Genomic DNA, 23,939 nt, shown 5'->3' on the forward strand with positions numbered 1-23,939 from the left:
TTGGCTCCCGAAAGGAGTTGGAGGAAAAAATGAGCATTGCACAGAAGTTACTTGCAATCATTATCGTAGGGTTAGTCGGACTTGGAATCATAGATGGACTTTCCATCTATCAGATGAATCAGATCTATAGGGATGGAAGCGGGTCCGCCTCTTCTTTGAATGCGGAAAATACGTCAGCATCCTTTTCGAATCTACGATCTCTGGTTCTTGAAAATCATTCTAATACTGATCCAATCCGAAAGTCAGAAATTATTTCTAAAATCAAAAAGGCTCAGGGAGAAATTTCATCTTTATTGAAACAAACTTCCGAGCAAATTTCTGATAAAAAGGAAGAAGACCTAGCCTCCTCTACTAAATCCGCTGCGGAAGAATATTTAGAGATCTTTGCAAACGGGATTCTGCTGGAAAATGCGAGCACTCTGGAAGAAAGAGAGTTCAAAGCAAAGGAAGAAATTGCGGCAAATAAATTCTTCTCCGCAAGTAAAAATAGATCGGAATACGTAGCTGAATCCGTTAAGAAGAAAAGTGCGGAAACCGGATCCACCATCTCCAATATATCGATAGTGTTGATCTCTCTTTCAGCAGGGATTTTAGCGTTATTTACTCTTTTAAGTTTGCGAATTGGAAAGCAGATCCGTCAAGAGCTCGGAGGAGATTATTCCCTAATTTCAAAGATTACCAAAAGAATCGCTTCGGGAGATCTATCCAGTGAGATCGATATGGACCATTTGGATCAAAACGGTCTTCTCTTGCAGTTGTCTACGCTTCAATCTTCTTTAAGAGAACTTCTGATCGAAATGACAACGATGTCCAAGCAACACGAAGCCGGAGATATCGACGTTAGAATAGATAGCTCTAAGTTCAAGGGAGCTTTCAAAGATATGTCAAACGGCATTAACGATATGGTATTCTCCCATATCGCGGTCAAAAAGAAAGCAATGGAATGTTTCAAACAATTCGGCGAAGGAAATATGGATGCCGATATCGAAAAACTTCCGGGTAAAAAACAATTCATCAATGAGACTATTGACCAAGTAAGAGCTAATATCAAAGGGTTGATCGAAGAAATGACTAAGATGTCCAAGGAACATGAAGCCGGAGATATCGACGTTAAGATAGATAGTTCTAAGTTCAAGGGTGCCTTTAAAACCATGTCTGAAGGTATCAACGATATGGTATTCTCCCATATCTCAGTCAAAAAGAAAGCAATGGAATGTTTCAGACAATTCGGTGAAGGAAATATGGATGCCGATATCGAAAGACTTCCGGGCAAAAAACAATTCATCAATGAGACTATCGATCAAGTAAGGGCAAATTTTAAACGACTAGTCGAAGAAATGACTAAGATGTCAAAGGAGCATGAGGCTGGAGATATCGACGTTAAGATAGATAGTTCTAAGTTCAAGGGCGCCTTCAGAGATATGTCGGAAGGCATTAATGATATGGTGTTCGCTCATATCGCGGTCAAAAAGAAAGCAATGGAATGTTTCAAACAATTCGGCGAAGGAAATATGGATGCCGATATTGAAAGACTTCCGGGTAAAAAACAATTCATCAACGAGACAATCGATCAGGTAAGAGCTAATATCAAAGGGCTGATCGAAGAAATGAGCAAGATGTCCAAGGAACATGAGGCTGGAGATATCGATGTCAAGATAGATAGCTCTAGGTTCAAGGGGGCTTTCAAAGATATGTCCGAAGGTATCAACGATATGGTATTCTCTCATATCGCGGTTAAAAAGAAAGCAATGGAATGTTTCAAACAATTCGGCGAAGGAAATATGGATGCCGATATTGAAAAACTTCCAGGTAAAAAAAGATTCATTAACGAAGCCATCGATCAAGTAAGAGCTAATATCAAAGGGCTCATAGAGGACGCTAACGAATTGGCCGAAGCAGCAGTATTAGGAAAATTAGATACTAGGGCTGATGCTAGCAAACATAAAGGCGATTTCAAACGGATCATAGAAGGAGTAAACGCAACTCTGGAAGCGATCGTCGGCCCGATCAATGAGGTTATGGATATCCAGTCATCTCTGGAACAAGGAGATCTAACTCAATCCGTAAAAGGAAACTATAAAGGAAAACTTGGAGAATTAAGAGATTCCGTAAACAGTACTATCGAAAAACTTTCCAGAAGTCTCTCCGAAGTAGGAAAAGCAGCTTCTTCCTTTGCGAGTGCAGCGGAAGAAGTGAGCGCTACCTCGCAAAGTATGAGCCAAGGCGCTACTGAACAATCGGCTAACGTAGAAGAAACCAGTGCTTCTTTAGAGGAAATGACTGCGACTATAGAACAGAACGCGGACAACTCTAGACAAACAGAAGTAATGGCATCAAGCATGGTCAACCACGCAAACGAAGGAGGAGAAGCGGTCCGTCTTGCAGTTCAGGCAATGAAAGATATTGCGGAGAAGATTACTTCCGTCGAGGATATAGCATATCAAACCAACCTTCTTGCATTGAACGCCGCTATCGAGGCAGCTCGTGCTGGTGAACACGGAATGGGCTTTGCAGTGGTAGCCAACGAAGTACGAAAATTAGCAGAGCGAAGCCAAAGTTATGCGGGAGAGATCAGTCACTTTGCGAAAAATTCCGTGAATATAGCGGAAAAAGCAGGAAGTTTGATTGAAGAGATCATTCCTAATATCACAAAAATTTCCGATCTACTCCGAGAAGTTTCCGCAGCTAGCCGTGAGCAAAAACAGGGTGTAGGACAGATTAACACTGCTATGAGCCAATTAGACAAAGTTACTCAACAGAACGCTGCCGCTTCCGAAGAGTTATCTAGTATGGCGGAAGAATTATCTGCTCAAGCACAAGGACTGCAGAAAGTTGTTCAACACTTCAGGATAAAAGGAATGGAAGAAGTATATTCTTCCGCAATGGAACCGGCATATTCCGGAAAATCTTCGGGAAACTCCAAAGAACATAGAAATGGAAACTACAATTTCGACGAGTCAAAGTTCGGTAGATTCTAAGGAGGCTTACAGATGAGAGTAATGGAAATTAACGCAAACCAATACCTTACTTTTCGTTTAGGCCAGGACGAGTTCGGAGTGGAGATACTTAAAGTAAGGGAGATCTTGGAATTTCGGGAGCCTACAAGAGTTCCAAGAACTTCTAAGTTCATCAGCGGAGTGATCAATCTTAGAGGCAACGTAGTCTCGGTCATGGATCTTGCAAAACTATTCCAGAATAGGGAGATAGAGGCGACAAAACGGACCTGCATCATCATTTTAGAAATTCCTAATGATGAAAATAAGGTAATCGCGGGAATATTAGTCGACTCGGTCAACGAAGTAGCAACCATCCCTCCGGAATGTGTGGATCCTGTTCCAGCTTTCGGAGCAAGTATCAAGACAGATTTCATCCGAGGAATAGGTAAACTTGAGGATAGAGTGGTTATTCTACTGAATCCTGCAATGATGCTCGACTTTAACGAAGTAATTTCTCTCTACGAGAAAACCGAAGAAGGGATCGAAGATCTGACTCCGGCGGGATCTTGATCGATGACTGAAAGTTTAATTCTAAGCGAACCCGAATTCCGATCATTTGCGGACCTGATATTCAGATATACCGGGATCCGCATGGGAGAACGGAAAAAAAACCTGATTATCAGCCGTCTTTCCAAACGGCTGAGAGCGAGGAATTGTAACTCGTATAGCGAGTATTTAGATATAATCAAGAACGAAGACGATCAAGAAGAGAAAAATATTTTCATCAGCTTGATCACTACACATGTTACTCAATTTTTTCGAGAACCGGAACATTACTCTTTTCTTGAAAAAATATTAGAAAATAAGAATAATCTTCCTGTAAAGATATGGAGTGCAGCTGCGTCCACTGGAGAGGAAGCATTTACTGCAGGACTTATCATGCAGGACAAATTAGGATCCGATAATTGGTCTATCTTAGGAACGGATATCTGTAATGAAAGTATAGAAAAAGCCCGATACGGCTTTTATCCGTTGCAAGGATCTGAACAAATACCGAGCCATTATCTAAAACAATACTGCTTGAAGGGAAAAGAAGAATTTACCGGCTATTTTACCTTTGCAAAGGAAATCAGATCGAGGATACGTTTTGAAGTTGCAAATCTTACAACGTTGGAAAAATTACCGGGGAATTTCAAACCGAATATAGTTTTCCTTAGAAACGTAATGATATATTTTGAATCGAAGGAAAAACAAATGATTATAGATAAAATCGAATCTATTCTTCCATCGGGAGCAATCCTTATTATAGGACATTCTGAATCATTATCTGGCATTCGTAGTAATTTTAAATTAATGCGAACTTCCGTTTACCAAAAAATATGAGTAACCGTTATTCGGTCATGATAGTGGACGACTCCGCAGTCGTTCGCCAAAACATAAGCACAATATTAACGAAGGATCCAAACGTTTCTGAAATTTTAACCGCACCGGATCCGATATTCGCACTTCAGAAAATGCAAAATATCTGGCCCGATGTAATTATCCTGGATATAGAAATGCCTAGGATGGACGGAATATCCTTTTTAAAAAAGATCATGGCAGAAAGGCCTACCCCGATAGTGATCTGTTCTTCCCTCACTACGGAAGGAGCCTCGGTCACCATGGAGGCATTTAGTTCAGGAGCAGTAGACATTATCTCAAAACCAAAACTGAACGTAGGCGATTTTCTTGAAGAATCCGCGGAAAACTTCATAAGGATCGTACAAGCGGCTTCTCAATCCAAGATCTCCAAATTAGTTATTCATAATAATATGAATCCGGAAAGAATAAAAATTCCCAAAGGACCTACAGAGCATAGATTATCTACAGACATGACATGGAAGTTAGTCGCCATTGGAACTTCGACCGGAGGAACAAACGCATTAGAAACTATTCTAACCGAATTACCTCCCCTTTCTCCTCCGATCGCGATAGTGCAACATATGCCAGAAAAATTCACTGCACAATTTGCAAAACGTTTGAACTCTATCTGCCAAGTAGAGGTAAAGGAAGCTGAACAAGGAGATGAAATTCCACCAGGTAGAGCAGTGATCGCTCCGGGAAACAGGCATATGACGATCCGAATGAGTGGAGCGCGATTTTACGTGGACCTAAAGGACGGCCCTCCGATCAATCGCCATAGGCCATCTGTTGACGTTCTTTTTCGTTCGGTTTCACAACAGATCGGTAGAAACTCCGTAGGCATAATAATGACCGGAATGGGAGATGACGGGGCAAGAGGTCTGCTGGAAATGAAGAAAGCAGGAGCATATACTGTGGCTCAAGATGAAGCCAGCTCTATAGTTTTCGGAATGCCTAAAGAAGCGATCCAGTTAGGAGCAACTGAAATAGTATTACCTTTAAGAAGAATTGCCTCTGAAATTCTCTCAAAAGCAGGACATTCCGGAAGCAGATTCTAAATTTAAATCATAGGGAATTGCAAAGAAGTGCAAACTTCCCTTTCTTCCTTCTCGTAGATATTGGACTTAGTGACCGTAAAATAAACTTTTGCATTCATATCTTCCGACAACTTTCTGACGATAGGCAAACCTAAACCGATCCCGAATTCCTCTTTATGGTATCTTTCATCCACCGCCTTCTTCATTCTATAGAAAGGCTGAAATAACGCCATTTCTTCGGAATTTTTACAATCTAAGCCCTCTATTTCCTTATAATTCGGAGGATTGATAAACTTTATTATAAAATTATTATCTGCCCTAAGATAAAGAATGATAATCTCAGCTTTATCAGGAGAATATTTCATAGCGTTGATAAGTATCTCGCGGACTACCGTTTTTAAAGCTTCTTTACAAATTAGGACTTTCTGAGAGTCCAAATTTTTTAAGATAGACATCACTACATGCTGTTTTTTGATCTCAAGCATGTCTTGCATATAGTCGACTTGCTCATCTATGATCTTCATAGTTTCCGATAGAGACAATTCTTCAGTGTTCAGACGGTTTTCTTCGAAAACGATCTGAGCATCAGCCATGGTTTTGATGAGTCTTTTAGTAACTTTGAAATTTTCTTCCAATAGATCCATAAAAGCAATAGGGACAATCGCATTGTTTCCCTCTTTTTGGGCAGTTTCAAGCACACCTCCTAAAGAAGTGATCAATGCCCCTATTCCAGCACCCTGCATCAAGGAAGTATTCAGATTCGGAAGAGCTTGCTGCATCCATACCTGATTCCCTCCCTTTCCCTCAATCTCTTGTCGCCAATTGAAAATAGAAATAATTTCCCTATATAAGGATTGTTCCTGTTGAAGAAAAGAGATTTCTTTTTCCGTAATATTCGAAATTTCTTTTACATTGAGATTTCTTCTAGTAAGATCGTTAAACGCCAAGAAAATAAGTTCAGGATCTTCCTGCGAAAACTTAAGAAACGAGATCCGGACCTGCAGGGCCCTATTCGCAAAATTGCTTTCTATTTCTAAAGAGGCTCCGTCCAGAACTCGCAAAAACTTATCGTCTTCAATGGGCAAAAAATCAGGTCCGAATTCGGAATACCTCTTTCCTAAGAAATAATCTTTCTCCAAATTCCGGTTGAATGAGGATAAACGAAAGTAAACACACTTGAGATCGGAATCAAAAACTGCAAATTCTTCATTTGGAAAGGAAAAAGACCATACGTCCAAAAGAGAGATCAGCTTCGATTTATTAGAATTTTCCGAAGATAAATAGTCCGTATTTGAAGCTTTAGATATCGACATTCTCGTTTGCCCTCGACAACTTATTGGACGAATTGTTTGTTCAAAATGCCCTTCTCTATATCCAAATATTAATGACCCGTTTGGCCTATTTCGGCGTTATCCTCCAGATCTCCCGGCAATTAAAGAAGAAATGTCTCACATTTTTATCTTTACAAGGTTTAGGAAATTAATTTCAATAGGTCCGCAAAACGGAAGTATAACGGTCTAAATTACAATCTTTCTATATGCAAAATACTTAAAACATGCTCAGTTCTTAACAATGGCATTCAGATTAAACCTACATAATCCAATTTTAATCATAGAGGACCAAGAAGAAAATCGGGAGTTAGTCGCAAGATTAGCCCGAAGTTTCAGCGTGGACACGGATACAGCCTCAGATGGACAAATTGCCTACGAGATGGCGGAACAAAAGGATTATTCCTTATATTTAGTGGATCTGGAAATGCCGATTATGAACGGATTCGATTTTATCAAAAAGATAAAAGAAAAGAAGCCAGAGTCACTGTTCATTGTAATTTCCGGGAACGATGTTCCTGAGATAATCATCGAAGTGATGAAGTTAGGAATATTCGATTATCTTATCAAACCGATCGATCGAGAAAGATTATACCAAGTGTTAAACAGGATTTCGGAATATATACGTTTAAAAGAAAGCGAAAGAATACTGATACAAGAAAACGAAGAACGCCTCAAGGCGCAACTAAACTGGATCCTATACAAACAGTCCTGGCTGACAGATCTTGAAAAAAATATAGATCTTTCCAAAAGTACACTCAATAATTTAAAACAAAGTTTTTTTAGCGGAGGTGGATTCGGAGCAATTGTCAGCATAGTAGAGATGCTCCAAGCAAGCGCTAAAAAACAAGACACGACCTATAATTTTTCCTCTGATATGGTCGAATTACTTTTTGAGAATATATATTATACAAAAAAGGGACTTCGTTCTCTGGAAAAAAGTTTAGAAATACTCAGCAAAAACTTCCAAGATTCTTTTCTAAAGATAAGTAGTATCCAGATACATGATCTGCTGGAAAAAACCAGATTGCGATTGGAAAATTCGAATGAACAATATAAAAAGAAGAAAAATCTAACAATCCCACAGATCTCACTTCCCTCCGACGGATACAATGTACATGCGGATTCAGACTCAGTTAGTCGGATATTCAGCGAACTGTTGATTAATGCTTTGAAATATTCTGCGAAGAATGCGGTCATAAATGTATACATCTCCGCTTCGGCTGGATACTTGAATATAAACCTGAAAAATGAATTCGATCCGCAATCGATCCCTGGTATTCCAAAGAACAAGGAACTACTCGTCAAACAACCATTCTATCGACTCGCAGGCTTTGTGGAGGAAAATTTAGAAGAGGAGGAATATTTTACCGGTTTAGGATTGACGATTGTGGACTTCGTAATAAAAAAACATGGCGGGATTTTTAGCATCCATAATGTTATCGATCATTCTATCGGAGAAAAACCTATAGAAGTGGTACTCGCCACAGTTTCTTTACCTATCGTAGATTAATGTTCGAAACTTCAAGTCTGATCCAATATTTAAAAGCTGCTACAATCGCTCAGTTAGGTTTCCTAATTCTTAACTTTCTAATACGAGTAAAACTCAGCACCAGGAGTATTCTCGGAAGTTTATTCACTTCTTCTTTGATCGCTTATTTTATTTGCCCCTGGTTAGATCATTCTACAAATACGTTCATTCTAATACTAGTCCACACAGGCTGCTTCTCAGTCTCTATCCTTTTCTATCTATTCGTATCTAGCCTATTCGAAGACGGATTCAAACTAAAAGCTTGGCATGGAGTATTATTTCTTTCTCTAAATATATTCTGTTTTTATGTTTTTCTAGCTTCTGATATCAGGAATCAAGGCTCTGTATTTGCCAAAGTTTTATTCAGTATGCCCCAGGTATTCTACCTTGGACTTATCCTACTTACCTTAGGAAGAGTTTTAAAAGATAAGAATATAGATTTATTAGAATCCAGAAGAGAATTCAGGGTTATCTTCTCCTGGGTGACCGGACTCTACAGTATGTCGGTTGTATTGATGGAAGTGATCACAAAGGATGCAGGATATTCTTCGCAATTGGATCTAATCAATTCTTCCTTCATATTTGTACTGGTGTTCTTCATTTCATTTCGGATTTTCCAATTTAGAGAGAATGTATTTCCAAATGAAGAAATACAAAATGAAGAAGGAGCCGAAGAACCTTTAGATGAAGGCCTAGTCAAAAAACTGGATTCTCTCTTAAAAGACCAAAAGGTATTCCTACAAGAAAATCTGACCATCTTAGCTTTGGCCAAACAATTAAGCGTTCCAGAGAAGAAGGTCCGCAGGTTGATCAATAAAGGACTAGGATACAGGAACTTTAACGAATTCCTGAATCATTACAGGATACAAGAAGCAAAGCTTATACTCTCCGATCCTGGCAAAAACGATTTCCAGGTGCTTAGGATCGCCATGGATTTGGGCTATGGTTCCCTTGCTCCATTCAATAGAGCTTTTAAAGAAATTGTAAGAATGACCCCAAGCGATTTCAGGAAACAAAGAAGTTCTACAAAATAACCGATCGAATCCGGAATCGATCAGCAATTGTCCGAAATCCATCGGATGTAAATCTGAAAAAATGTTTTAATGATCCATCAAATCCTACACAGGAGCAAAGGATCGAACATGTGCTTTCACAAACAATTATTTCAATACATGATGGATTTGGTTCCCCAAATCCCAATCATATTCTTAATTGATTTCTTAAGATACTTTCTATTCGCAGGTATTGCGTTTTTGATTTTCTATATTTGGAAACATCCGTTTCAATATAGAAAGATCCAAGAGAAGAATGCCAAACCGTCTCAGTTCAGAAAGGAATTTCTATATTCTGTTTCTTCAGTCGTCGTATACACTTCAGTAACTCTGATCGTATTTCTTTTTAGAAAATATGGATACTTTAAGTTTTACGAGCGTATAGAAGACCATGGTTGGGGATATCTAATCTTAAGCACGATACTCATCTTGGGAATCCAAGATTTTTACTTCTATTGGACACATAGATTAATGCATACTCGCTGGCTTTATAAGAGAGTGCATAAGGTTCATCATGATTCAGTCATACCTTCACCTTGGACAGCATACTCTTTCAGTCCTTGGGAGGCATTGATCCATTCTCTGATCATGCCGATTGTTGCGTTAATATTCCCGGTCCATCCTCTGGCTTTGATGATCTTCATGACATTTCAGATCATACGCAACGTTTTAGGTCATAGCGGTTACGAAATTTTTCCGAGTTGGATGGGCACAAATAAGATCTTGAAATTGGTGAATTCAAATACGAACCATGATATGCACCACCAAAGTTTCCGTTATAATTACGGACTTTATACAACTGTTTGGGATTATCTATTCGGGACAGTTCATCCGGAATACGAAAAAACTTTTGCAGAAATAACTTCTAAGAAACCGGAAAAAATAGAACTGCAGGAAAGTATTTAACGAAAGCGCGCTCGAGCCTTTGCGTTCGAGCGCGAACAACCTAAAAACAGAATACATTAAATCTTCATAATATATCCGGTAAAACGTATAAAGGAGAAAAACCTCCTCCCGGGGTCCTGAAATTCGTGGTTTGTCCTTGGTATAATCGGCTTGCTAAAAGCAAAATTTCATCCTTATAGACATACGCCCTTATATCCATTTTTAACTCGCTTTTTACTCCGGAAACGGACGTAACCCTGACGGAAGGCGATACGAATTCCTGGCTTACGTATTCTCCATTTACAATTTCGGAAAATTTATTTTTAGTCAGCTTTCCTCCATAGTAAGCAGCCTTGCTGCCGAATCCTTCTTTAGGTTTAAAAAAGATACGTTTTCTATTTGCCCAAAGCTCTTCCGCATTCTCCGAAGTCACAATTTTAGTATTAGGAATGGACATCCTTAGAATTTCAGAATCGATCTTGTTGAGCCCGGCTTTCGTAAGAAAAGCATTATCCGAAAGGACGGATAAATTCGTCTTTTTGGCGAATAAATCGTAATCAAAAGGATTCGGAGTAACTATGACGTTCCCTTTTTCCCAAGCTTGACGGATCTCAGAATTTGGACTTTCGGATAAATGAAAATCGGTCAATCTATTATAGATCATATCAATCTTCTTGCCGCCAAAATACAGATAATCTCCGATGAGATCGATCTGCCTTGGATCTAGGATTTCAGACTGAATTCCTTTGGACCTAAATAAATTTCGGAACATAAGGAACTCGGGATATAAAAATTGATCCTTAGGATTTTCATCGACGATCGCAATAAAGTCAGGTTTTACTTTCGAACTATTGGAACTCCATTCTTCCATAAATATAGAATAGAATCTTTCCTCGACCTCTTTAAGAGTTTCCTTATTCGGCATGGAAAGATCCACAACTTCACAACATCTAATCTGGGCTTCCAATAGTTTTAGTTGTAAATAAGCTCCACCGGCATTCGTATTGATCTCGATCAGCTTCGGACCTTCTTTTGTCTGATGAAAATCCAAACTAAGAAAGACTCCTCCGGTAATATCACGATCCTTATCTTTGGCATCATAATTTTTAAGAATACGGTCCCGTACATCGGACAATCTTAAAGCATTACGGATAGAACTCAGAATTTTTCGGATCTTTTCTTTGTCCGAAACATTTATGAAAGAAGGAGTTTCTGAATAAAAGTGTTCGATCCCTTTAACTTCGGAATCAAGAACCGGAAGTGTATATTTTTCTTCCTTGAAACCTTCTTTATCTAAAGTTGAACATGAACATTTTTCGTTTAATATTTCTGCGAGATCGGTTTTCATTGGATGTTCCATTATTTACTCTTAGACATGTTCCATTACAAAAAGTAATTCCCTTGTTATCCAAAATAGCTCCTGAATTAGGTTCAAGTTTAAATCCGCTACATTGGTTTTTTAGCGATGAATCCATAATGATAAGGAGGCAGATCAATCGGCTTTTCAGATCCGATCTTAAACCCTGACTCGATCGCTTTCTGATATATATATTCCGGCTTAGGACGGATTTCCATTTTAGGTCCGCGAGGAGTATTCGGATCGTAATTCCAGTGCATAAGCCCAGCAATCCCTCTAGGTTTTAAGATCCGAAACGCTTCTTTTAAAATAGAGGTAGGATCTTCATGATGTAATAAGTTAAAGATCATCACATAATCTACGAAACTTTCCGGGAAAGAAGTACCTTCTTCTATAATATCTTTTTGGATTGGATGAACATGATCCAAACCCAAGGAGAGAGCCTTCTTCTCTAGATCTAAAACTAGATCTTTTTCAATTTCGAACGCAATAATTTCACTTTGATTTTTTTCCGCTAAAGGAAGAGTAAATGTCCCGTAACCTGATCCGAATTCTACAATCCGCCCCTTGGTTTCCAAAAGGTCCATTCTTTCCAGAACCAAAGGAAGATCAAAAAGGGAATCCCAATAATCAGCTTCAGGCATCCCGCTATCTCTTACTTTCATATTATAATCCAAAATCGACTTGACCATGGGTCAATCAAATATTCAAATATATATTTGAATATTTGAGCAATTATGAGATCCCAAAAAACAGGCAGAGAATTTAAAAACTTCGTGTACTCAAGTTTAGCAAAGTACGGAAAGGCAATTTCCGATCCTAAAAGGATAGAACTCCTGGATCTTTTGGTCCAAGCAGAGAAGAATGTGGATATTCTATCTAAAGAAATAGGAATGAGCGTCGCTTCCACATCTCACCATTTACAAATTTTAAAGGAAGCCAGATTGGTCCGAGACAGAAGAGAAGGTAGAAATATTTTTTATCAAATAGAGGATGTTGGCATCCAGATTTTCGATACAATCTCTTCTGCTGGAAAAGAATTCAATGCGGAGATCCAAATAGAGATGAATTCCTTCTTCAACTCTGAACAGGAAGTGGAAGAATTGGAATATAAAGATTTTCTAAAGCGAGTTTTGTCTAAGGATATTGTATTAATAGACGTAAGGCCCGAAAATGAATACAATTCGGGTCATTTGCCTGGTTCTATCTCCATCCCGCTGAAAGAACTCAAATCTAAACTGGACAAACTTCCTAAACGTAAAAAGATCTTTGCTTATTGCAGAGGAAAATATTGTGTTCTCTCGGAAGAAGCTGTCAAAATTTTAAGAACAGAAGGATACAATGCTTATCGTATCCCGGAAGGGCCTTTGGAATTTGCACAGAAAGGAATTCGATTCAAGAAGGAATAAGTTTATTTCCCAGTCGGAACAATCGTGATCCATTCAATAAACTTGCTTTGAAGAAAACTATCAATCTGCCCGGTGAACTGGTGATAGACCAAGAAGAAAATCCAGTAGGCCAAAGTAGCAGCCACCAGAGTCCTCGCAGTCATATTTGCTAAAACTGGAGAAGCAGTATAATACATGCGAACCACAGCGATCGGCCAAAGGAATAATAGGAAAAAGTAAATCGCCCTTGGTATTCCGTAAAGCCAGCTTAAAATCTCGGAAGGATAAGATTTTGATAATCTTTCGTAAGCTTCTTTTAGTTCGGGAAAGAACTGGAAGAAGTAGAATACAAAAACGAAGAATGTAGCGATCTTCCAAATGATCTCTATATCGTTTCGGATCAGCACCAAAGTCAAACCAACGAACCAAATCAAAAAGATGGGAAATACGATCTGCTGTAATAAGGAACCTGACTGGGCGAGAAACATCAATGAGATCTCCTAAGATCATTTTCGGCAGAAACCCGCCCGGAAACCCACTCTAAACATTGCAGAAAACTCTCCGGATCCGCTTTTCCGAGACCTGCAATATCAAAAGCAGTCCCATGATCCGGAGAAACCCGGATAAAATCCAGTCCCAAAGTTACATTCACTCCAAATTTTCCCTCCCACATCTTGAATGGGATGAGCCCCTGGTCATGATAACATGCCAAAAACAAAGAATATTTTGCTCTGGAAGTTTCGCTGAACGCACCATCAGCGGAAAGTGGATCTGTAACATCTAACCCAGCCTTTCTCATCTTTAAAATGATCGGCATCAGGATCTTTTTCTCTTCGTCCCCGACCTTTCCACCTTCTCCTGCGTGAGGGTTTAAACCTAAGAAAGCGATTTTTCCTTTTGAGATTGGAGCAGAACGAACAGCAGAAATGAAACTGGACAGATGGATTTTTTTTAAGTAAGAAGGTACCTTCTTCAATGGAACATGAGTGGTTAAAGGAAGAACATTTAATTCTCTGCCGGCCATAAGCATATAGGTTCTTTTCTTATAAACTTCCGCAAGATACTCCGTATGACCAATGAATTTTTTCACTCCAGATTTGATCACCCATTCTTTACTTAAAGGAAGAGTGATCAAGTTACCGCCGATTTTTTTTTGGATGCGGACAGCTTCTTCTAAACTTGCAAACGCTGCCTTGCCGGAAGCCGCACTGGGCTTACCGACCAGCAAAGATTTTTGTTCAGAAGATGTAATTGCAGATGTTCTCCAAAGATAAAGCCCAGGAGAATGGATCGAAAATGGATCTTTGATTTCCTGCCAACCAGGATAAGAAAGAGAAGAATTAGAACTGATGAGTAAAATTTGTCTTTGTTGGGAGAGGATGTTTAACCTCTCCCTAGACATTTGAAGAATTTCCGGCCCGATCCCACAAGGGTCTCCCTCTGTGATAAGGATAGGGATCACACTATACCTGAGAAGATTAAGCTTCCTTAGCTGCTGTTTGTTTACCGAAAAGTCTTTCTAAGGTTAAGGAGTCCTTAGCGTATTCCAATTCGATATGATCTTTGTTGGAATGTTTCAGGTCGCTGGAAATGATACAACGTCCTTCGAGAACCACTCCATTTTGGATGATCAATTCCGGAGTGCGGATATCTCCCAAAATTCTGGAGGTAGGAAGAAGCATTACTCTGTTACGAGCGGTGATATTTCCGATTACGATACCTTCGATGATAACGCTAGCAGCTGTGATATTTGTGCGAACCTTACCGGAAGCACCGATATACAATTGTTCCGCTTGAAGAGATTTTCCTTCGAACTTTCCATCAATCTTTAAGGATCCATTGATGAAGAATTTTCCGTTAAAGTAGGAATTTTCGCCGATTGTGGAGTTTGTAACTTCGGAGGAGTTCTTAACAAGTGCCATGAATTCTGAATCCTATTTGCGAAAGACCGCAGGTTTTCGGTTTATACACTAATAAACCGGACCCGCCCCTTCCGAAAAGGAATTTTTTAACCTGGAAGCTATTTTTACAGATCCAGGCTCAGTCGGATCATGTCCCGACAGTGGATCCCATTCTCATAGATTGGTTCCGGATAATTTTTGGTAAAAAAATCGAAATCGATCCCAATAATTCTAAATCCACATTTCTGGTACAAACCCAACTGGCCGATCCCCGCATTTCCTGTCCCGATTTCTAGGGTGTGAAAACCGTCTTTTCTTGCCTGAGAAATCGCATGAAGCACCAATTTCTTTCCCAGTCCCTTGCCTTGCTCACCTTCTTTCACTGCTACATTAATGATTTCGGAAGTTCCAGGACGAGTCGTCAAACATACATAAACTCCTAAAATTTCCGAATTTTCAGACTCAAGTATATAGCAGTTTGCTCTGTCCCAGTATGACTGTATAATTCTTTCATTCGGATCCGCGAGAAGTAACAGATCCATAGGAGGAGTTTCATTTGAAGAAAGTTTTCTGATTGTAAACGTCATAAGTAATTTTGAGGAATTCACTTCCGCGCAAAAGCGGAAAAATTCAGATCTTAGTGTTTGATATTCGGGACGTTGATCCGGTCTAAGACTTCTGCGGTGAATTCTCTGAATTCATCCAAGGCTTCCGGAATAGATTTGCCTTCTAGCTCGGTCGCCTTCTCGAATCTAGGATTGAAAGTGATCCGATCTTCTATGTTCATGATCACTCCCCCGCCTGCCTTGAACTCACCCAAAACTTTGGAGAGAAATTCATTAAACTTTTGGAACATTTCAAAAGCTTCTGCGATAAAAATACGGGTTTGTTTATTCTTCATCCGACTCAGCTGTTCTCTGAAATCCTGTTTTTCGGCGGCTTGGTATTCTTCTACGGTCTCCGTCAAAACCTTGATGTTTCGGCGGATATTTTCCATATGTTTGACCACTCCGTCCTTCTCATTCCCATGAGAGAAGTCGAAACGAATATGAGTTTCGTTTAATATAGGAAGATACTCTCGATCCAATACGTTGATCCAGGTCCCGATCTGATTCACTTCCGTATCGTTTGAGTTTGGAGAAATTTTCATGATCGGATACTTGGCCAATATCCTTCCGGCAGCGTCCGGATTCTCTCGGAACATACGAATTTGTTCTGCTGCAGTTTCGAGGTTATCCGGAATTCCCTCCGGAGAAATTTCCCTCATCCGATTTCGATATTTTTCAAGATCCCTGGTGGCCCTATACTTTTGTTCATCGTTTTTGGAAAGTCTGATGATCTTCTCCAATTGTTGGATCATCTTCTGATGACGTTGGAGTTCTAGGATTTGCTCTTGGGTGATGGCCATGGGGTCTTAGTGCAGATTTTAGAAGGAATACAGTTCTAAGGCAAGGAAATTCTCCCTCCCTGATTTGACAAAATTGTAGGAATTCCAATAATTAACAAGGGCCTCAGACTCGATCAGAGATCTCCTTCTTTTTCAAGACAGAATATCAAATTCGTATCCCTTGCTGGATATAGATTCGATAAACGAAATTTAAATCAGCCAACTTATAAACGTTATTCCACTTTGTTAAAATGAGTAGTAATTTGTCCGAATTTTAAAATCTTTGAATAAACTAAGTGTATTTATGAGAATTTTTAGAATTTATTCCCTCAGTTTCTTATTACTCTTTTTTATGAGTTCTTGCGAACCATCACAAGGAACAAATCTATTATCTCTTGTCGTCTTACTCTCCCAACCAGAAAACAATGGAAATGTGGACGATGGAAAATTACACGAATCGGAGTGCATGCACAATTATGATAATATAGGTAGAAATTATACATTTACTACTGCCATCTTCCAAGACTCTCAAGGAGCTATCTACATAGCAGGAAATACAGAAGAAAATTTAGGAGGAACAAACCCGCAAAATAGAGCAACGCCGTACGTCTTAAAATTCACAAGTATTAATGATTGTAGAGAATGGGTCCGAACTTTTGTGGACACATTGGGTAACGGTGAAATAAGCAGCGCTGCAATTGATTCAAATGCAAATATTTATATTTTAGGGTATTCTGGTTCCGCTACGATTGGTGCAGAAACATGCTATTCTGGAACCTGCAATTTTCTAACAAAATTAGATAAAGATGGGAATATAGTTTGGTCAAAATTATTAACAAGCATCACATCCGCCGTTTCTCAAAAACTTACTTTAGATTCTTCTTCTAATATCTATTTGATCGGCTCTACAAGTTCTGCAGTAAACGGACAAAACCCAAGTGGGACCGGGGATGCATTCATCATAAAATTGGATACTGATGGAACTCTAATTTCTTCTCTTCTTTTAGGTGTGAGCGGTAAATATACATACGGTGAAATGGTTTCAGTCGATCCTAACGGCAATATCTACTTTGCAGGTAAGACCAATGGCTCACTTGGGGGACAAACTCCATATGCAAACGGGACCACTGCTTATTTAGCAAAATATAATGCTAGTTTATCTCAAGAATGGGTGCGTTATGTTGGAGTTGGCGTAAATCCTAATAGTTACAAGTTCACTGGGATCATCTTTGACCCGACTGGGAATGTATACTTTGGGGGAAATTTTAACGGCACTGGATATGTGGAAGGCAATCAATACTTAGGGTCTAATAATTCTCTTATATACAAATTTAATTCTTCTGGAACCAAACAATGGTATCATGTGATTGGATCATCTGGAGGAGGCACGCAAGCCGTTACATTATCTTATGCTCCCAATAATCAAATAATGGTCTACGGAACCGCCATCGGAACCGTTAATAATCAAAGTACTAACGGATATTCAATTACCTTCCGAGCTTTTTACGAACAGAATGGCACTTACGTCGGATTAGGTCTTTGGGGCACCCCAAATACAAATTGGAATGCTACGTCTGTTCATTATTCTGGCACGGGTTCATCATATTACTCATATAATATTTCGAATTCCCCTTCTCCAGGAGTAAAGGGTGGATTCACCTCGGGGTTTTAACTCTTACTCTTATACCTGTCCAAAACCAATCTTAAAAAATCGGACTGTGGAAACTTGTGGACCAAGGACTCCATGAGTTGGACTCCATCCTCCACTGGTCCGGTCTCTAAAAGGGAGATTGCTTTTAGATAAACCATTTCAGGAGAATATTGGAATCTTCCCGTAAACGCTAATCTCTCCCTGAATGCCTCGAACTTTTTGTCTTTGAATTCTTGGACTGAAATTGCTCTTTGGGTCAAATAGGAACCAGGAGTTTGAGATCGGACAGCGATCATTTCTGAATCGAGTTCTCCTGCTAAGGTAGAATTCCAAAGCACCAAAAGTTCGAACGGTCTGAGCGTGTAGGACATCCCTTGTTCTTTTAGGATCTTATAACGTTCAAATAATGAATCATCACTTCCTTCTTGGATTGAATCATGTAGAGTCTCTTTTAATTCTTCTCTTCCGTTTTTCTTTTTTTCTTCCGAGATCCATTCGGATAAGAAGTCTCTCGGTTTGCATTTTTTGACTAAAAAGAATCTATCTAGAATAGGATGTCTGAGTGAATATTGCTCCAAGAAGAAGTCTGCTTCCGTTCTGGAAAATTCTTCTATCCTTCTCGCGATGCTTGCATCCAGAACTTTAATGTTCCTGATCCCTTCTTTCTTATCCTTGAAATAGAAGTAAGCAAGTCCTGCCAGATCGGGCTCTTGAGAAGAAATTACCAAATCGAACAATTCATTCTGTTCTTCTTGGTTCAATCCTTGTTGTTTGTGCTGATAGGCTATTCTTTCCCTTCTCTCCAAACCTTCTTTCAAAAAACTCTCAGATCCGGAGATCGCATCTATGAAGTATAATAATCTTCTTCCTTCTTTTGCTTCTTTCAGATCTTCTCCAAAAGAATATACCAATTCCTGGTAGTCTCTAATCCTATCTTCACATAGTAAAAACGCAGAACACAAAAAGAATAACTCGGGATCCCAAACTAGATTTCCCTTTAGCTCATCCAGCAATTCTTGGAAGAACAAGCGGAGAAGTTTTTCCTCTCTTTCCGTGATCCCATCTTCTCTGATCCAATCTATACGAGGAGAATGGAATACAAATCTTCCAAATAGATCCGCTCGGAAACAATGTGAAGGTCTCAGATGGGTGAGAATACTTCCGCTATAATGATCTAAAATTTTAGTTTTGAGCCGAATGACTTCCGTGTCTGGTTTTCTGTCCTGTTTTTTACCTTCGAAGTCCGGATGCCTTAAAGTTATTTCTGGCCATTCTGTATTTGATACCGATATTTGCATAAAGAACCCTTTTTAAGGCAGATTAAGTGAGAAGAATCGCATGAAAAAAACGATTCTGGGGCTACTCCCGTTTCTAGTTGTCGGCAGTCTTTTTGCGGACGACGACCTAAAATACTTGGTCAAATCCTATAGTTTAGAAAAAATCCGTAGGATTTTTAGGGAAAGATCCCCTTCTAAAGAATCCGAGGTATATGCACTCGTCCGTTTCCACGAGACCCATCCTGACGGCGACCACGGAAATAAATTCAGATATCTTGTGTCCCTTTTAAAAGGAAGGCTTGTGGTAGGAGTGACTAAGGAAGAACTTCTTGGTCTGATCAAAAATCCTCTCCCTCCTATGAATGCAGTCACCAGAATGAGTTTTTGGAAACTGTATGAGGAAATGGTAAAAAGAAAAAGTCTATCTTCTTCCGAACTTATCTCTTATCTTAAAAAACTACCTCCTGAGTACGATCCTGTTTATAAAAATGTGATAGGAGAAATTCTTCGAATTCATTACGAAAACGGAGAATTTAAAGAGGCAAAAGATTACGCTGAAAGTTTTTCCGAAAAGGATAAAAAAGAATATTTCGGTGCAATGGCTTACTATAGGTATGCTAAGGCATTATATAAATTTGGAGAAGCCCAGAAAGGGGAAAATCTTTTATACGCTCTCGCAGAAGACCCGAATGTTCCTTCTTACGTTAAAAAGGATATTTATACAGATTTAAGGACCTGGAAGGGAGAATCCTTTTACAAACAAATCCCCTTAGAGAAAGGAGTCTTATTTCTTCCTTTCTTAGATGCAGGCGACAAGAAATCTTTTATTTCTTCTCATCAATATTTCAGTTCAATTGTTTTTGAAAGACCTGAAAGTTGGAAGGCCGCCGCGAGAGGCTTAGTCCAATATTATCCGGAAAGGCTTTCTTCCCTTTTTTCTAGACACAAAAGTTATGCAGAATATTTCCCTGAATTTACTGCGGCCATGTCTGTGGAACTTTCCAATCAAAACCTAGCTAAATCGGGCTTAGATCTATTAGAAAAAACGAATCTTTCTTCTTCCGAATCCGTGGAATATGCATATGCTAGGGCTTATAAACGTTTAGGAGAAAGAGATAAATATTTCAACGGTCTACTTTCTTCTCTCGAAAAAAATCCTTATAATCTGATCAGGCAAGATGAGCTGATCGATCTTTTGATCGGAGATCATTCTCATTTTCTGGAAGAATCTTATTGGAAAGAGGCTTTAAAACGGATCCCCAACCTTCCTGTTAAAGGTAGATTGGTGTATTGGTATTTGAGAAGTTTAAAATCCAAAGGAAAACAGGACGAACTTCTTTCTTGGTTAAGATCTTATTATAAATTCATTCCCGGTTCTTATTATACAAGAGTGATCCGAGAAGAATTTGCGACTGAGATCTCATCCGTACAAAAACCGGAAAATCCTCTTAGAAATAAGGATACATTATTCGAATATCTTTCTTTAACTTCCGGAGATCCGAAATACGCAGACAAGATCCTGGGAAGAGATCTGGAATTCGCCTATTTTCCCGACTCATTCTCCTTGGATGTTCGATTAGACTCCGCTCATAGTAAGGTCAGAGGAAATACTCTATTACAAAATGCTAAAGAATACTTGGAAATCGGGGAGATGGCACATGCAGCCACTCTGGTAGACAAATTCGTTTTACAAACCGGAACATCCGAAGAAGAAAAAGATGAAATTTTTGCAGCATTAGGAGAAGTTACAGGTAACCAATATCTGACAGTCTTCCATACAAGAAATCTAATGAAAAGAAGAAGGATCCCTGATGATGTGATCCTTCTTCCCTCCAAACTTGCTTCCAGGATCTACCCTAGACCTCATAGGGATATAGTTTCTCATTATTCCCAATCTTTCGGGATCGAAGAAGATATCGTGTACGCCGTGATGAGACAGGAGTCCTTTTTTAAGGAGAATGCCGTATCTTCTTCGAACGCGAGAGGTCTCATGCAGATTATGGGACCTACGGGAAAAGGCCTGGCCCAAGGTTTGGGACTAGGTCCTTATTCTCTTTTTGATCCGGAAATTTCTATCCAAATGGGTGCAAAATTCCTAAAATACCTTCTTTCTTCCAATGAAAACGATTTGAAATGGGCCTCTATCGCTTATAACGGAGGTCCGGGAAATCTCAGAAAATGGAAACGAAATCATTATCAAGGAGATTTTAATCACTTTTTGGAAGAACTTCCCTTAAAAGAGCCCCGTGATTATTGCAGGATCGTAACGTCGAACTATTATAATTACCAAAGTTTAAGGCAGTACAAAAACCGCTGAGCAGACAAGACGGATTCTTTTTTTTGGATTGTCTAGAATTTCAGATCCATAAGATAGTTCTAAGCAGGACCTTAGTTTTCAATTTCACTTTTCTGTCCTTAGGTCTACCTTATGCCGGTTCGTCCGATATCATTCATTTAGCAGGAGTAAAAAATGGCAAACACCGCAATCTTAAAAATCGACGGTAAAGAATATGAACTACCCATCATTACGGGAACAGAAAACGAAAAGGCCATAGACATCTCCAAACTCAGACAACAAACAGGATACATTACATTAGATAACGGTTATTTAAACACCGGAGCCTGCACTAGCGCAGTTACATTCCTGGATGGAGAGTTGGGAATCTTAAGATACCGTGGGATCCCGATCGAACAATTAGCTGAAAAATCAAGCTTCACCGAAGTTGCTTATCTTTTGATCTATGGCCATCTTCCTTCCGACAAGGAATTACAAGAATGGGACAAAGAACTAACGATGCACACTTTGATCCATGAAGATCTAAAACGTCTTTATAATGGATTCCCTAAAGATGGTCACCCAATGGCGATCATGTCCACAATGATCGGTTCACTTTCTACTTATTACCAAGATTCTTACGATCCAGAAAATCCCGATCATAGACATATCTCTATGGTCCGCCTTTTAGCGAAGTTCCCTACAATCGCATCCTTCGCTTATAAAAAATCATTGGGCCAACCTACAGTTCACCCAATGAATCACTTGGATTATTGCAGTAACTTCTTGAATATGATGTTCTCCGTTCCGAGTGAAGAATATTATATCGATCCTGAGATCGTAAAAGCTCTGAACCTTCTATTAATACTTCACGCGGACCACGAACAAAACTGTTCTACTTCTACAGTTCGTTTAGTCGGTTCTTCTCTTGCGAACTTGTATGGAGCGATCTCTGCAGGTATCTGCGCACTTTGGGGACCTCGTCATGGAGGAGCCAACCAAGAAGTATTAGAAATGCTTTTGGAGATCAAAGCTTCCGGTCTTCCTGTGAAAAAGATCGTAGAAAAAGCAAAAGATAAGAATGATGCATTCCGTCTTTCCGGATTCGGACATAGGGTTTACAAAAACTTCGACCCGCGCGCTAAGATCATCAAAAAAGCATGTGATGCAGTTCTTTCCAGATTGGGAGTGAACGATCCTCTATTAGATATCGCTAAAGAATTAGAAGAAGCTGCTCTTAAAGATTCTTACTTCGTTGAAAGAAAACTTTATCCGAACGTAGACTTCTATAGTGGTATTATCTACCGTGCGCTTGGAATCCCTGTGAACATGTTTACTGTAATGTTTGCAATGGGACGTCTTCCTGGTTGGATCGCTCAATGGAAAGAAATGATTGAATCTCCTGATATGAAAATCGGTAGACCTCGTCAGATCTATACCGGAGCAACTGACACTGCTTACGATAGCGCTAAGAAAAAGTAAATAAACGATATTTGTAGACTAATAGGCGGATCAAAACAATTAGTTTGCGATCTGCCTATTTTTCTATTTCAGCCAGAGAAGACTCTAAATATCCGATATCTACACGTTAGTTGACATTTTTATATTTACAGATTATTCCCATCGCCCATTCTCGCTTCATTATAAACTTATGAAGCATTCTAAAAGAAATAAGTATTCATTGGCGTTATTTGTATCGATACTTGCAACATTCTCTCAGTGTACTCCGAATATTCGACAAGTTAAAATACAAGAACAGAACTCACTTTTGAAGGCGCAAAACGTCCAGAATCATGGAATCGCCTTTTTTCGTTTTAAATCAGCAACTTTAGGCGGATCGTCACGAACTCCATCACTTGGCTTAGCAGTAAACGAAGGAGTGCTTCCTAATTTTGCTAACCCTGATACCATTGATCTAGAACCAAAAACTGACAACAAAACTAAACGAACCTTTATCGATGAATGCGTGCTTCTTTTCGGAAATACCGCTGAATATAGGTTTATTTTTTATTCGGAGCATTCTTGCACGGACCGCGGAAGAGTTCAGTCTTGCTCTTATTATTTGCCGAAAGTTTTTACCAAAAGAGCATTCCAGTTAAATGACGGTGATATAGTCTATCTAGGTACTTTAAATTTCAACAAATACGGCGATATAGAAAATCGATATATAGAATCGGATAAAGCTTATTGTGCCAAAAGTTTACAATCATCAATACAAAACATTGATGTTCAGAAAATTAAAAATCGAACCCTGATCAAATACCATGAATAAGAACTTTAAATATCTTTTTTCAATCTTCTTCTTTTTCTCCTCTTGTATTACCTGGTCCACCCGAGATCAAGACTCTGTCCCTATGCCAAAAAACTTACGAGAATTAATGAGGCCCGTTACTTTTATCGTCCAGGCACAACTACCCCCGTTAGACATGGAGCCAGTCAACCGATCTCATGTCTTGCAAAGGTATTCAAATTCAATCGCTTCCTGTCGTTGCCTCTCGGATTATAATTTCTTCCTTAACGAGCTCCCTTCTAA

At 39.3% G+C, this 23,939-nt stretch carries 21 protein-coding genes; 12 read left to right on the forward strand and 9 right to left on the reverse strand.

Translation table 11 applies throughout. The features are described 5' to 3' along the window. Positions 1 to 29 precede the first annotated feature (29 nt). The 4 genes from CH352_RS16025 to CH352_RS16040 are packed head-to-tail and all read left to right on the forward strand — an operon-like array spanning position 30 to position 5,395. A complete protein-coding gene (locus CH352_RS16025; protein ID WP_208861348.1) occupies positions 30 to 2,978 on the forward strand; it encodes a methyl-accepting chemotaxis protein in 2,949 nt (982 codons plus the stop codon). Between the two features lie 12 nt (positions 2,979 to 2,990). Next, positions 2,991 to 3,506: a chemotaxis protein CheW gene (locus tag CH352_RS16030; protein WP_100707867.1), complete on the forward strand. Its 516-nt coding sequence runs from the start codon at positions 2,991 to 2,993 to the stop codon at positions 3,504 to 3,506. A gap of 3 nt (positions 3,507 to 3,509) precedes the next feature. Further along, positions 3,510 to 4,319, forward strand: coding sequence for a CheR family methyltransferase (locus CH352_RS16035; protein WP_100707868.1), 810 nt, complete (start codon positions 3,510 to 3,512; stop codon positions 4,317 to 4,319). Further along, entirely contained in the window at positions 4,316 to 5,395 is a 1,080-nt protein-coding gene (locus tag CH352_RS16040) for a protein-glutamate methylesterase/protein-glutamine glutaminase (protein ID WP_100707869.1), read from the forward strand. The genes CH352_RS16035 and CH352_RS16040 overlap by 4 nt, the downstream gene beginning before the upstream one ends. Before the next feature lie 2 nt (positions 5,396 to 5,397). On the opposite strand, the gene CH352_RS16045 is transcribed toward CH352_RS16040, so the two are convergent. Further along, entirely contained in the window at positions 5,398 to 6,687 is a 1,290-nt protein-coding gene (locus CH352_RS16045) for a sensor histidine kinase (protein WP_100707870.1), read from the reverse strand. A gap of 259 nt (positions 6,688 to 6,946) precedes the next feature. Here CH352_RS16045 and CH352_RS16050 point away from each other — a divergent pair, with 259 nt between their 5' ends. From CH352_RS16050 to CH352_RS16060, 3 genes are all read left to right on the forward strand, one after another. Then, positions 6,947 to 8,215 (forward strand): ATP-binding response regulator, encoded by a 1,269-nt coding sequence (locus CH352_RS16050; protein WP_100707871.1) that lies wholly within the window; start codon positions 6,947 to 6,949, stop codon positions 8,213 to 8,215. Continuing rightward, on the forward strand, positions 8,215 to 9,267 hold the full coding sequence (locus CH352_RS16055) for an AraC family transcriptional regulator (protein ID WP_100707872.1): 1,053 nt from the start codon (positions 8,215 to 8,217) through the stop codon (positions 9,265 to 9,267). Before CH352_RS16050 ends, CH352_RS16055 begins: the two co-directional genes overlap by 1 nt. A 108-nt stretch (positions 9,268 to 9,375) precedes the next feature. Further along, positions 9,376 to 10,191: a sterol desaturase family protein gene (locus tag CH352_RS16060; RefSeq protein ID WP_100707873.1), complete on the forward strand. Its 816-nt coding sequence runs from the start codon at positions 9,376 to 9,378 to the stop codon at positions 10,189 to 10,191. Between the two features lie 64 nt (positions 10,192 to 10,255). Here the strand turns inward: CH352_RS16060 and CH352_RS16065 are convergent, their stop codons facing one another. Together CH352_RS16065 and CH352_RS16070 are read right to left on the reverse strand one after the other, a co-directional pair. Beyond that, the gene (locus CH352_RS16065) at positions 10,256 to 11,518 is read right to left on the reverse strand and encodes a circularly permuted ATPgrasp domain protein (RefSeq protein ID WP_100707874.1); all 1,263 of its coding nucleotides are present in this window, start codon (positions 11,516 to 11,518) and stop codon (positions 10,256 to 10,258) included. Positions 11,519 to 11,616: 98 nt separating this feature from the next. Then, positions 11,617 to 12,192: a class I SAM-dependent methyltransferase gene (locus CH352_RS16070; RefSeq protein ID WP_100707875.1), complete on the reverse strand. Its 576-nt coding sequence runs from the start codon at positions 12,190 to 12,192 to the stop codon at positions 11,617 to 11,619. Positions 12,193 to 12,264: 72 nt separating this feature from the next. Between CH352_RS16070 and CH352_RS16075 the strand changes: the two genes are divergently transcribed. Next, the gene (locus CH352_RS16075) at positions 12,265 to 12,936 is read left to right on the forward strand and encodes an ArsR/SmtB family transcription factor (protein ID WP_100707876.1); all 672 of its coding nucleotides are present in this window, start codon (positions 12,265 to 12,267) and stop codon (positions 12,934 to 12,936) included. A 2-nt stretch (positions 12,937 to 12,938) separates the two neighbouring features. Here the strand turns inward: CH352_RS16075 and CH352_RS16080 are convergent, their stop codons facing one another. The 5 genes from CH352_RS16080 to CH352_RS16100 form a co-directional block, all read right to left on the reverse strand. Continuing rightward, positions 12,939 to 13,403, reverse strand: a complete 465-nt coding sequence (locus tag CH352_RS16080; RefSeq protein ID WP_100707877.1) for a hypothetical protein — start codon at positions 13,401 to 13,403, stop codon at positions 12,939 to 12,941. Further along, entirely contained in the window at positions 13,403 to 14,317 is a 915-nt protein-coding gene (locus CH352_RS16085; protein ID WP_423789721.1) for a PdxA family dehydrogenase, read from the reverse strand. Before CH352_RS16085 ends, CH352_RS16080 begins: the two co-directional genes overlap by 1 nt. Before the next feature lie 76 nt (positions 14,318 to 14,393). Beyond that, positions 14,394 to 14,837 (reverse strand): bactofilin family protein, encoded by a 444-nt coding sequence (locus tag CH352_RS16090; protein ID WP_008592184.1) that lies wholly within the window; start codon positions 14,835 to 14,837, stop codon positions 14,394 to 14,396. Between the two features lie 104 nt (positions 14,838 to 14,941). Then, a complete protein-coding gene (locus CH352_RS16095; protein WP_100707879.1) occupies positions 14,942 to 15,403 on the reverse strand; it encodes a GNAT family N-acetyltransferase in 462 nt (153 codons plus the stop codon). A gap of 50 nt (positions 15,404 to 15,453) precedes the next feature. Beyond that, positions 15,454 to 16,224: a hypothetical protein gene (locus CH352_RS16100; protein WP_100707880.1), complete on the reverse strand. Its 771-nt coding sequence runs from the start codon at positions 16,222 to 16,224 to the stop codon at positions 15,454 to 15,456. A 283-nt stretch (positions 16,225 to 16,507) separates the two neighbouring features. Here CH352_RS16100 and CH352_RS16105 point away from each other — a divergent pair, with 283 nt between their 5' ends. Next, a complete protein-coding gene (locus tag CH352_RS16105) occupies positions 16,508 to 17,875 on the forward strand; it encodes an SBBP repeat-containing protein (RefSeq protein WP_100707881.1) in 1,368 nt (455 codons plus the stop codon). On the opposite strand, the gene CH352_RS16110 is transcribed toward CH352_RS16105, so the two are convergent. Next, on the reverse strand, positions 17,872 to 19,152 hold the full coding sequence (locus CH352_RS16110) for a hypothetical protein (protein ID WP_100707882.1): 1,281 nt from the start codon (positions 19,150 to 19,152) through the stop codon (positions 17,872 to 17,874). The genes CH352_RS16105 and CH352_RS16110 overlap by 4 nt on opposite strands. A gap of 40 nt (positions 19,153 to 19,192) precedes the next feature. Here CH352_RS16110 and CH352_RS16115 point away from each other — a divergent pair, with 40 nt between their 5' ends. The 3 genes from CH352_RS16115 to CH352_RS16125 all read left to right on the forward strand — a co-directional run bounded on the left by CH352_RS16115 (position 19,193) and on the right by CH352_RS16125 (position 23,678). Next, positions 19,193 to 21,448, forward strand: coding sequence for a lytic transglycosylase domain-containing protein (locus CH352_RS16115; RefSeq protein ID WP_100707883.1), 2,256 nt, complete (start codon positions 19,193 to 19,195; stop codon positions 21,446 to 21,448). A 153-nt stretch (positions 21,449 to 21,601) separates the two neighbouring features. Continuing rightward, a complete protein-coding gene (locus CH352_RS16120; protein ID WP_100707884.1) occupies positions 21,602 to 22,888 on the forward strand; it encodes a citrate synthase in 1,287 nt (428 codons plus the stop codon). A 199-nt stretch (positions 22,889 to 23,087) separates the two neighbouring features. Continuing rightward, the gene (locus CH352_RS16125) at positions 23,088 to 23,678 is read left to right on the forward strand and encodes a hypothetical protein (RefSeq protein WP_100707885.1); all 591 of its coding nucleotides are present in this window, start codon (positions 23,088 to 23,090) and stop codon (positions 23,676 to 23,678) included. Positions 23,679 to 23,939 lie beyond the last annotated feature (261 nt).

It is taken from the genome of Leptospira hartskeerlii, from assembly GCF_002811475.1.
Taxonomy (GTDB): domain Bacteria; phylum Spirochaetota; class Leptospiria; order Leptospirales; family Leptospiraceae; genus Leptospira_B; species Leptospira_B hartskeerlii.

Coding starts and splice junctions, on each gene's coding strand:
- CH352_RS16025 (WP_208861348.1), top strand. CDS start 30: ATGAGCATTGCACAGAAGTTACTTGCAATCATTATCGTAGGGTTAGTC.
- CH352_RS16030 (WP_100707867.1), top strand. CDS start 2,991: ATGAGAGTAATGGAAATTAACGCAAACCAATACCTTACTTTTCGTTTA.
- CH352_RS16035 (WP_100707868.1), top strand. CDS start 3,510: ATGACTGAAAGTTTAATTCTAAGCGAACCCGAATTCCGATCATTTGCG.
- CH352_RS16040 (WP_100707869.1), top strand. CDS start 4,316: ATGAGTAACCGTTATTCGGTCATGATAGTGGACGACTCCGCAGTCGTT.
- CH352_RS16045 (WP_100707870.1), bottom strand. CDS start 6,687: ATGTCGATATCTAAAGCTTCAAATACGGACTATTTATCTTCGGAAAAT.
- CH352_RS16050 (WP_100707871.1), top strand. CDS start 6,947: ATGGCATTCAGATTAAACCTACATAATCCAATTTTAATCATAGAGGAC.
- CH352_RS16055 (WP_100707872.1), top strand. CDS start 8,215: ATGTTCGAAACTTCAAGTCTGATCCAATATTTAAAAGCTGCTACAATC.
- CH352_RS16060 (WP_100707873.1), top strand. CDS start 9,376: ATGTGCTTTCACAAACAATTATTTCAATACATGATGGATTTGGTTCCC.
- CH352_RS16065 (WP_100707874.1), bottom strand. CDS start 11,518: ATGAAAACCGATCTCGCAGAAATATTAAACGAAAAATGTTCATGTTCA.
- CH352_RS16070 (WP_100707875.1), bottom strand. CDS start 12,192: ATGAAAGTAAGAGATAGCGGGATGCCTGAAGCTGATTATTGGGATTCC.
- CH352_RS16075 (WP_100707876.1), top strand. CDS start 12,265: ATGAGATCCCAAAAAACAGGCAGAGAATTTAAAAACTTCGTGTACTCA.
- CH352_RS16080 (WP_100707877.1), bottom strand. CDS start 13,403: ATGTTTCTCGCCCAGTCAGGTTCCTTATTACAGCAGATCGTATTTCCC.
- CH352_RS16085 (WP_423789721.1), bottom strand. CDS start 14,317: ATGTCTAGGGAGAGGTTAAACATCCTCTCCCAACAAAGACAAATTTTA.
- CH352_RS16090 (WP_008592184.1), bottom strand. CDS start 14,837: ATGGCACTTGTTAAGAACTCCTCCGAAGTTACAAACTCCACAATCGGC.
- CH352_RS16095 (WP_100707879.1), bottom strand. CDS start 15,403: ATGACGTTTACAATCAGAAAACTTTCTTCAAATGAAACTCCTCCTATG.
- CH352_RS16100 (WP_100707880.1), bottom strand. CDS start 16,224: ATGGCCATCACCCAAGAGCAAATCCTAGAACTCCAACGTCATCAGAAG.
- CH352_RS16105 (WP_100707881.1), top strand. CDS start 16,508: ATGAGAATTTTTAGAATTTATTCCCTCAGTTTCTTATTACTCTTTTTT.
- CH352_RS16110 (WP_100707882.1), bottom strand. CDS start 19,152: ATGCAAATATCGGTATCAAATACAGAATGGCCAGAAATAACTTTAAGG.
- CH352_RS16115 (WP_100707883.1), top strand. CDS start 19,193: ATGAAAAAAACGATTCTGGGGCTACTCCCGTTTCTAGTTGTCGGCAGT.
- CH352_RS16120 (WP_100707884.1), top strand. CDS start 21,602: ATGGCAAACACCGCAATCTTAAAAATCGACGGTAAAGAATATGAACTA.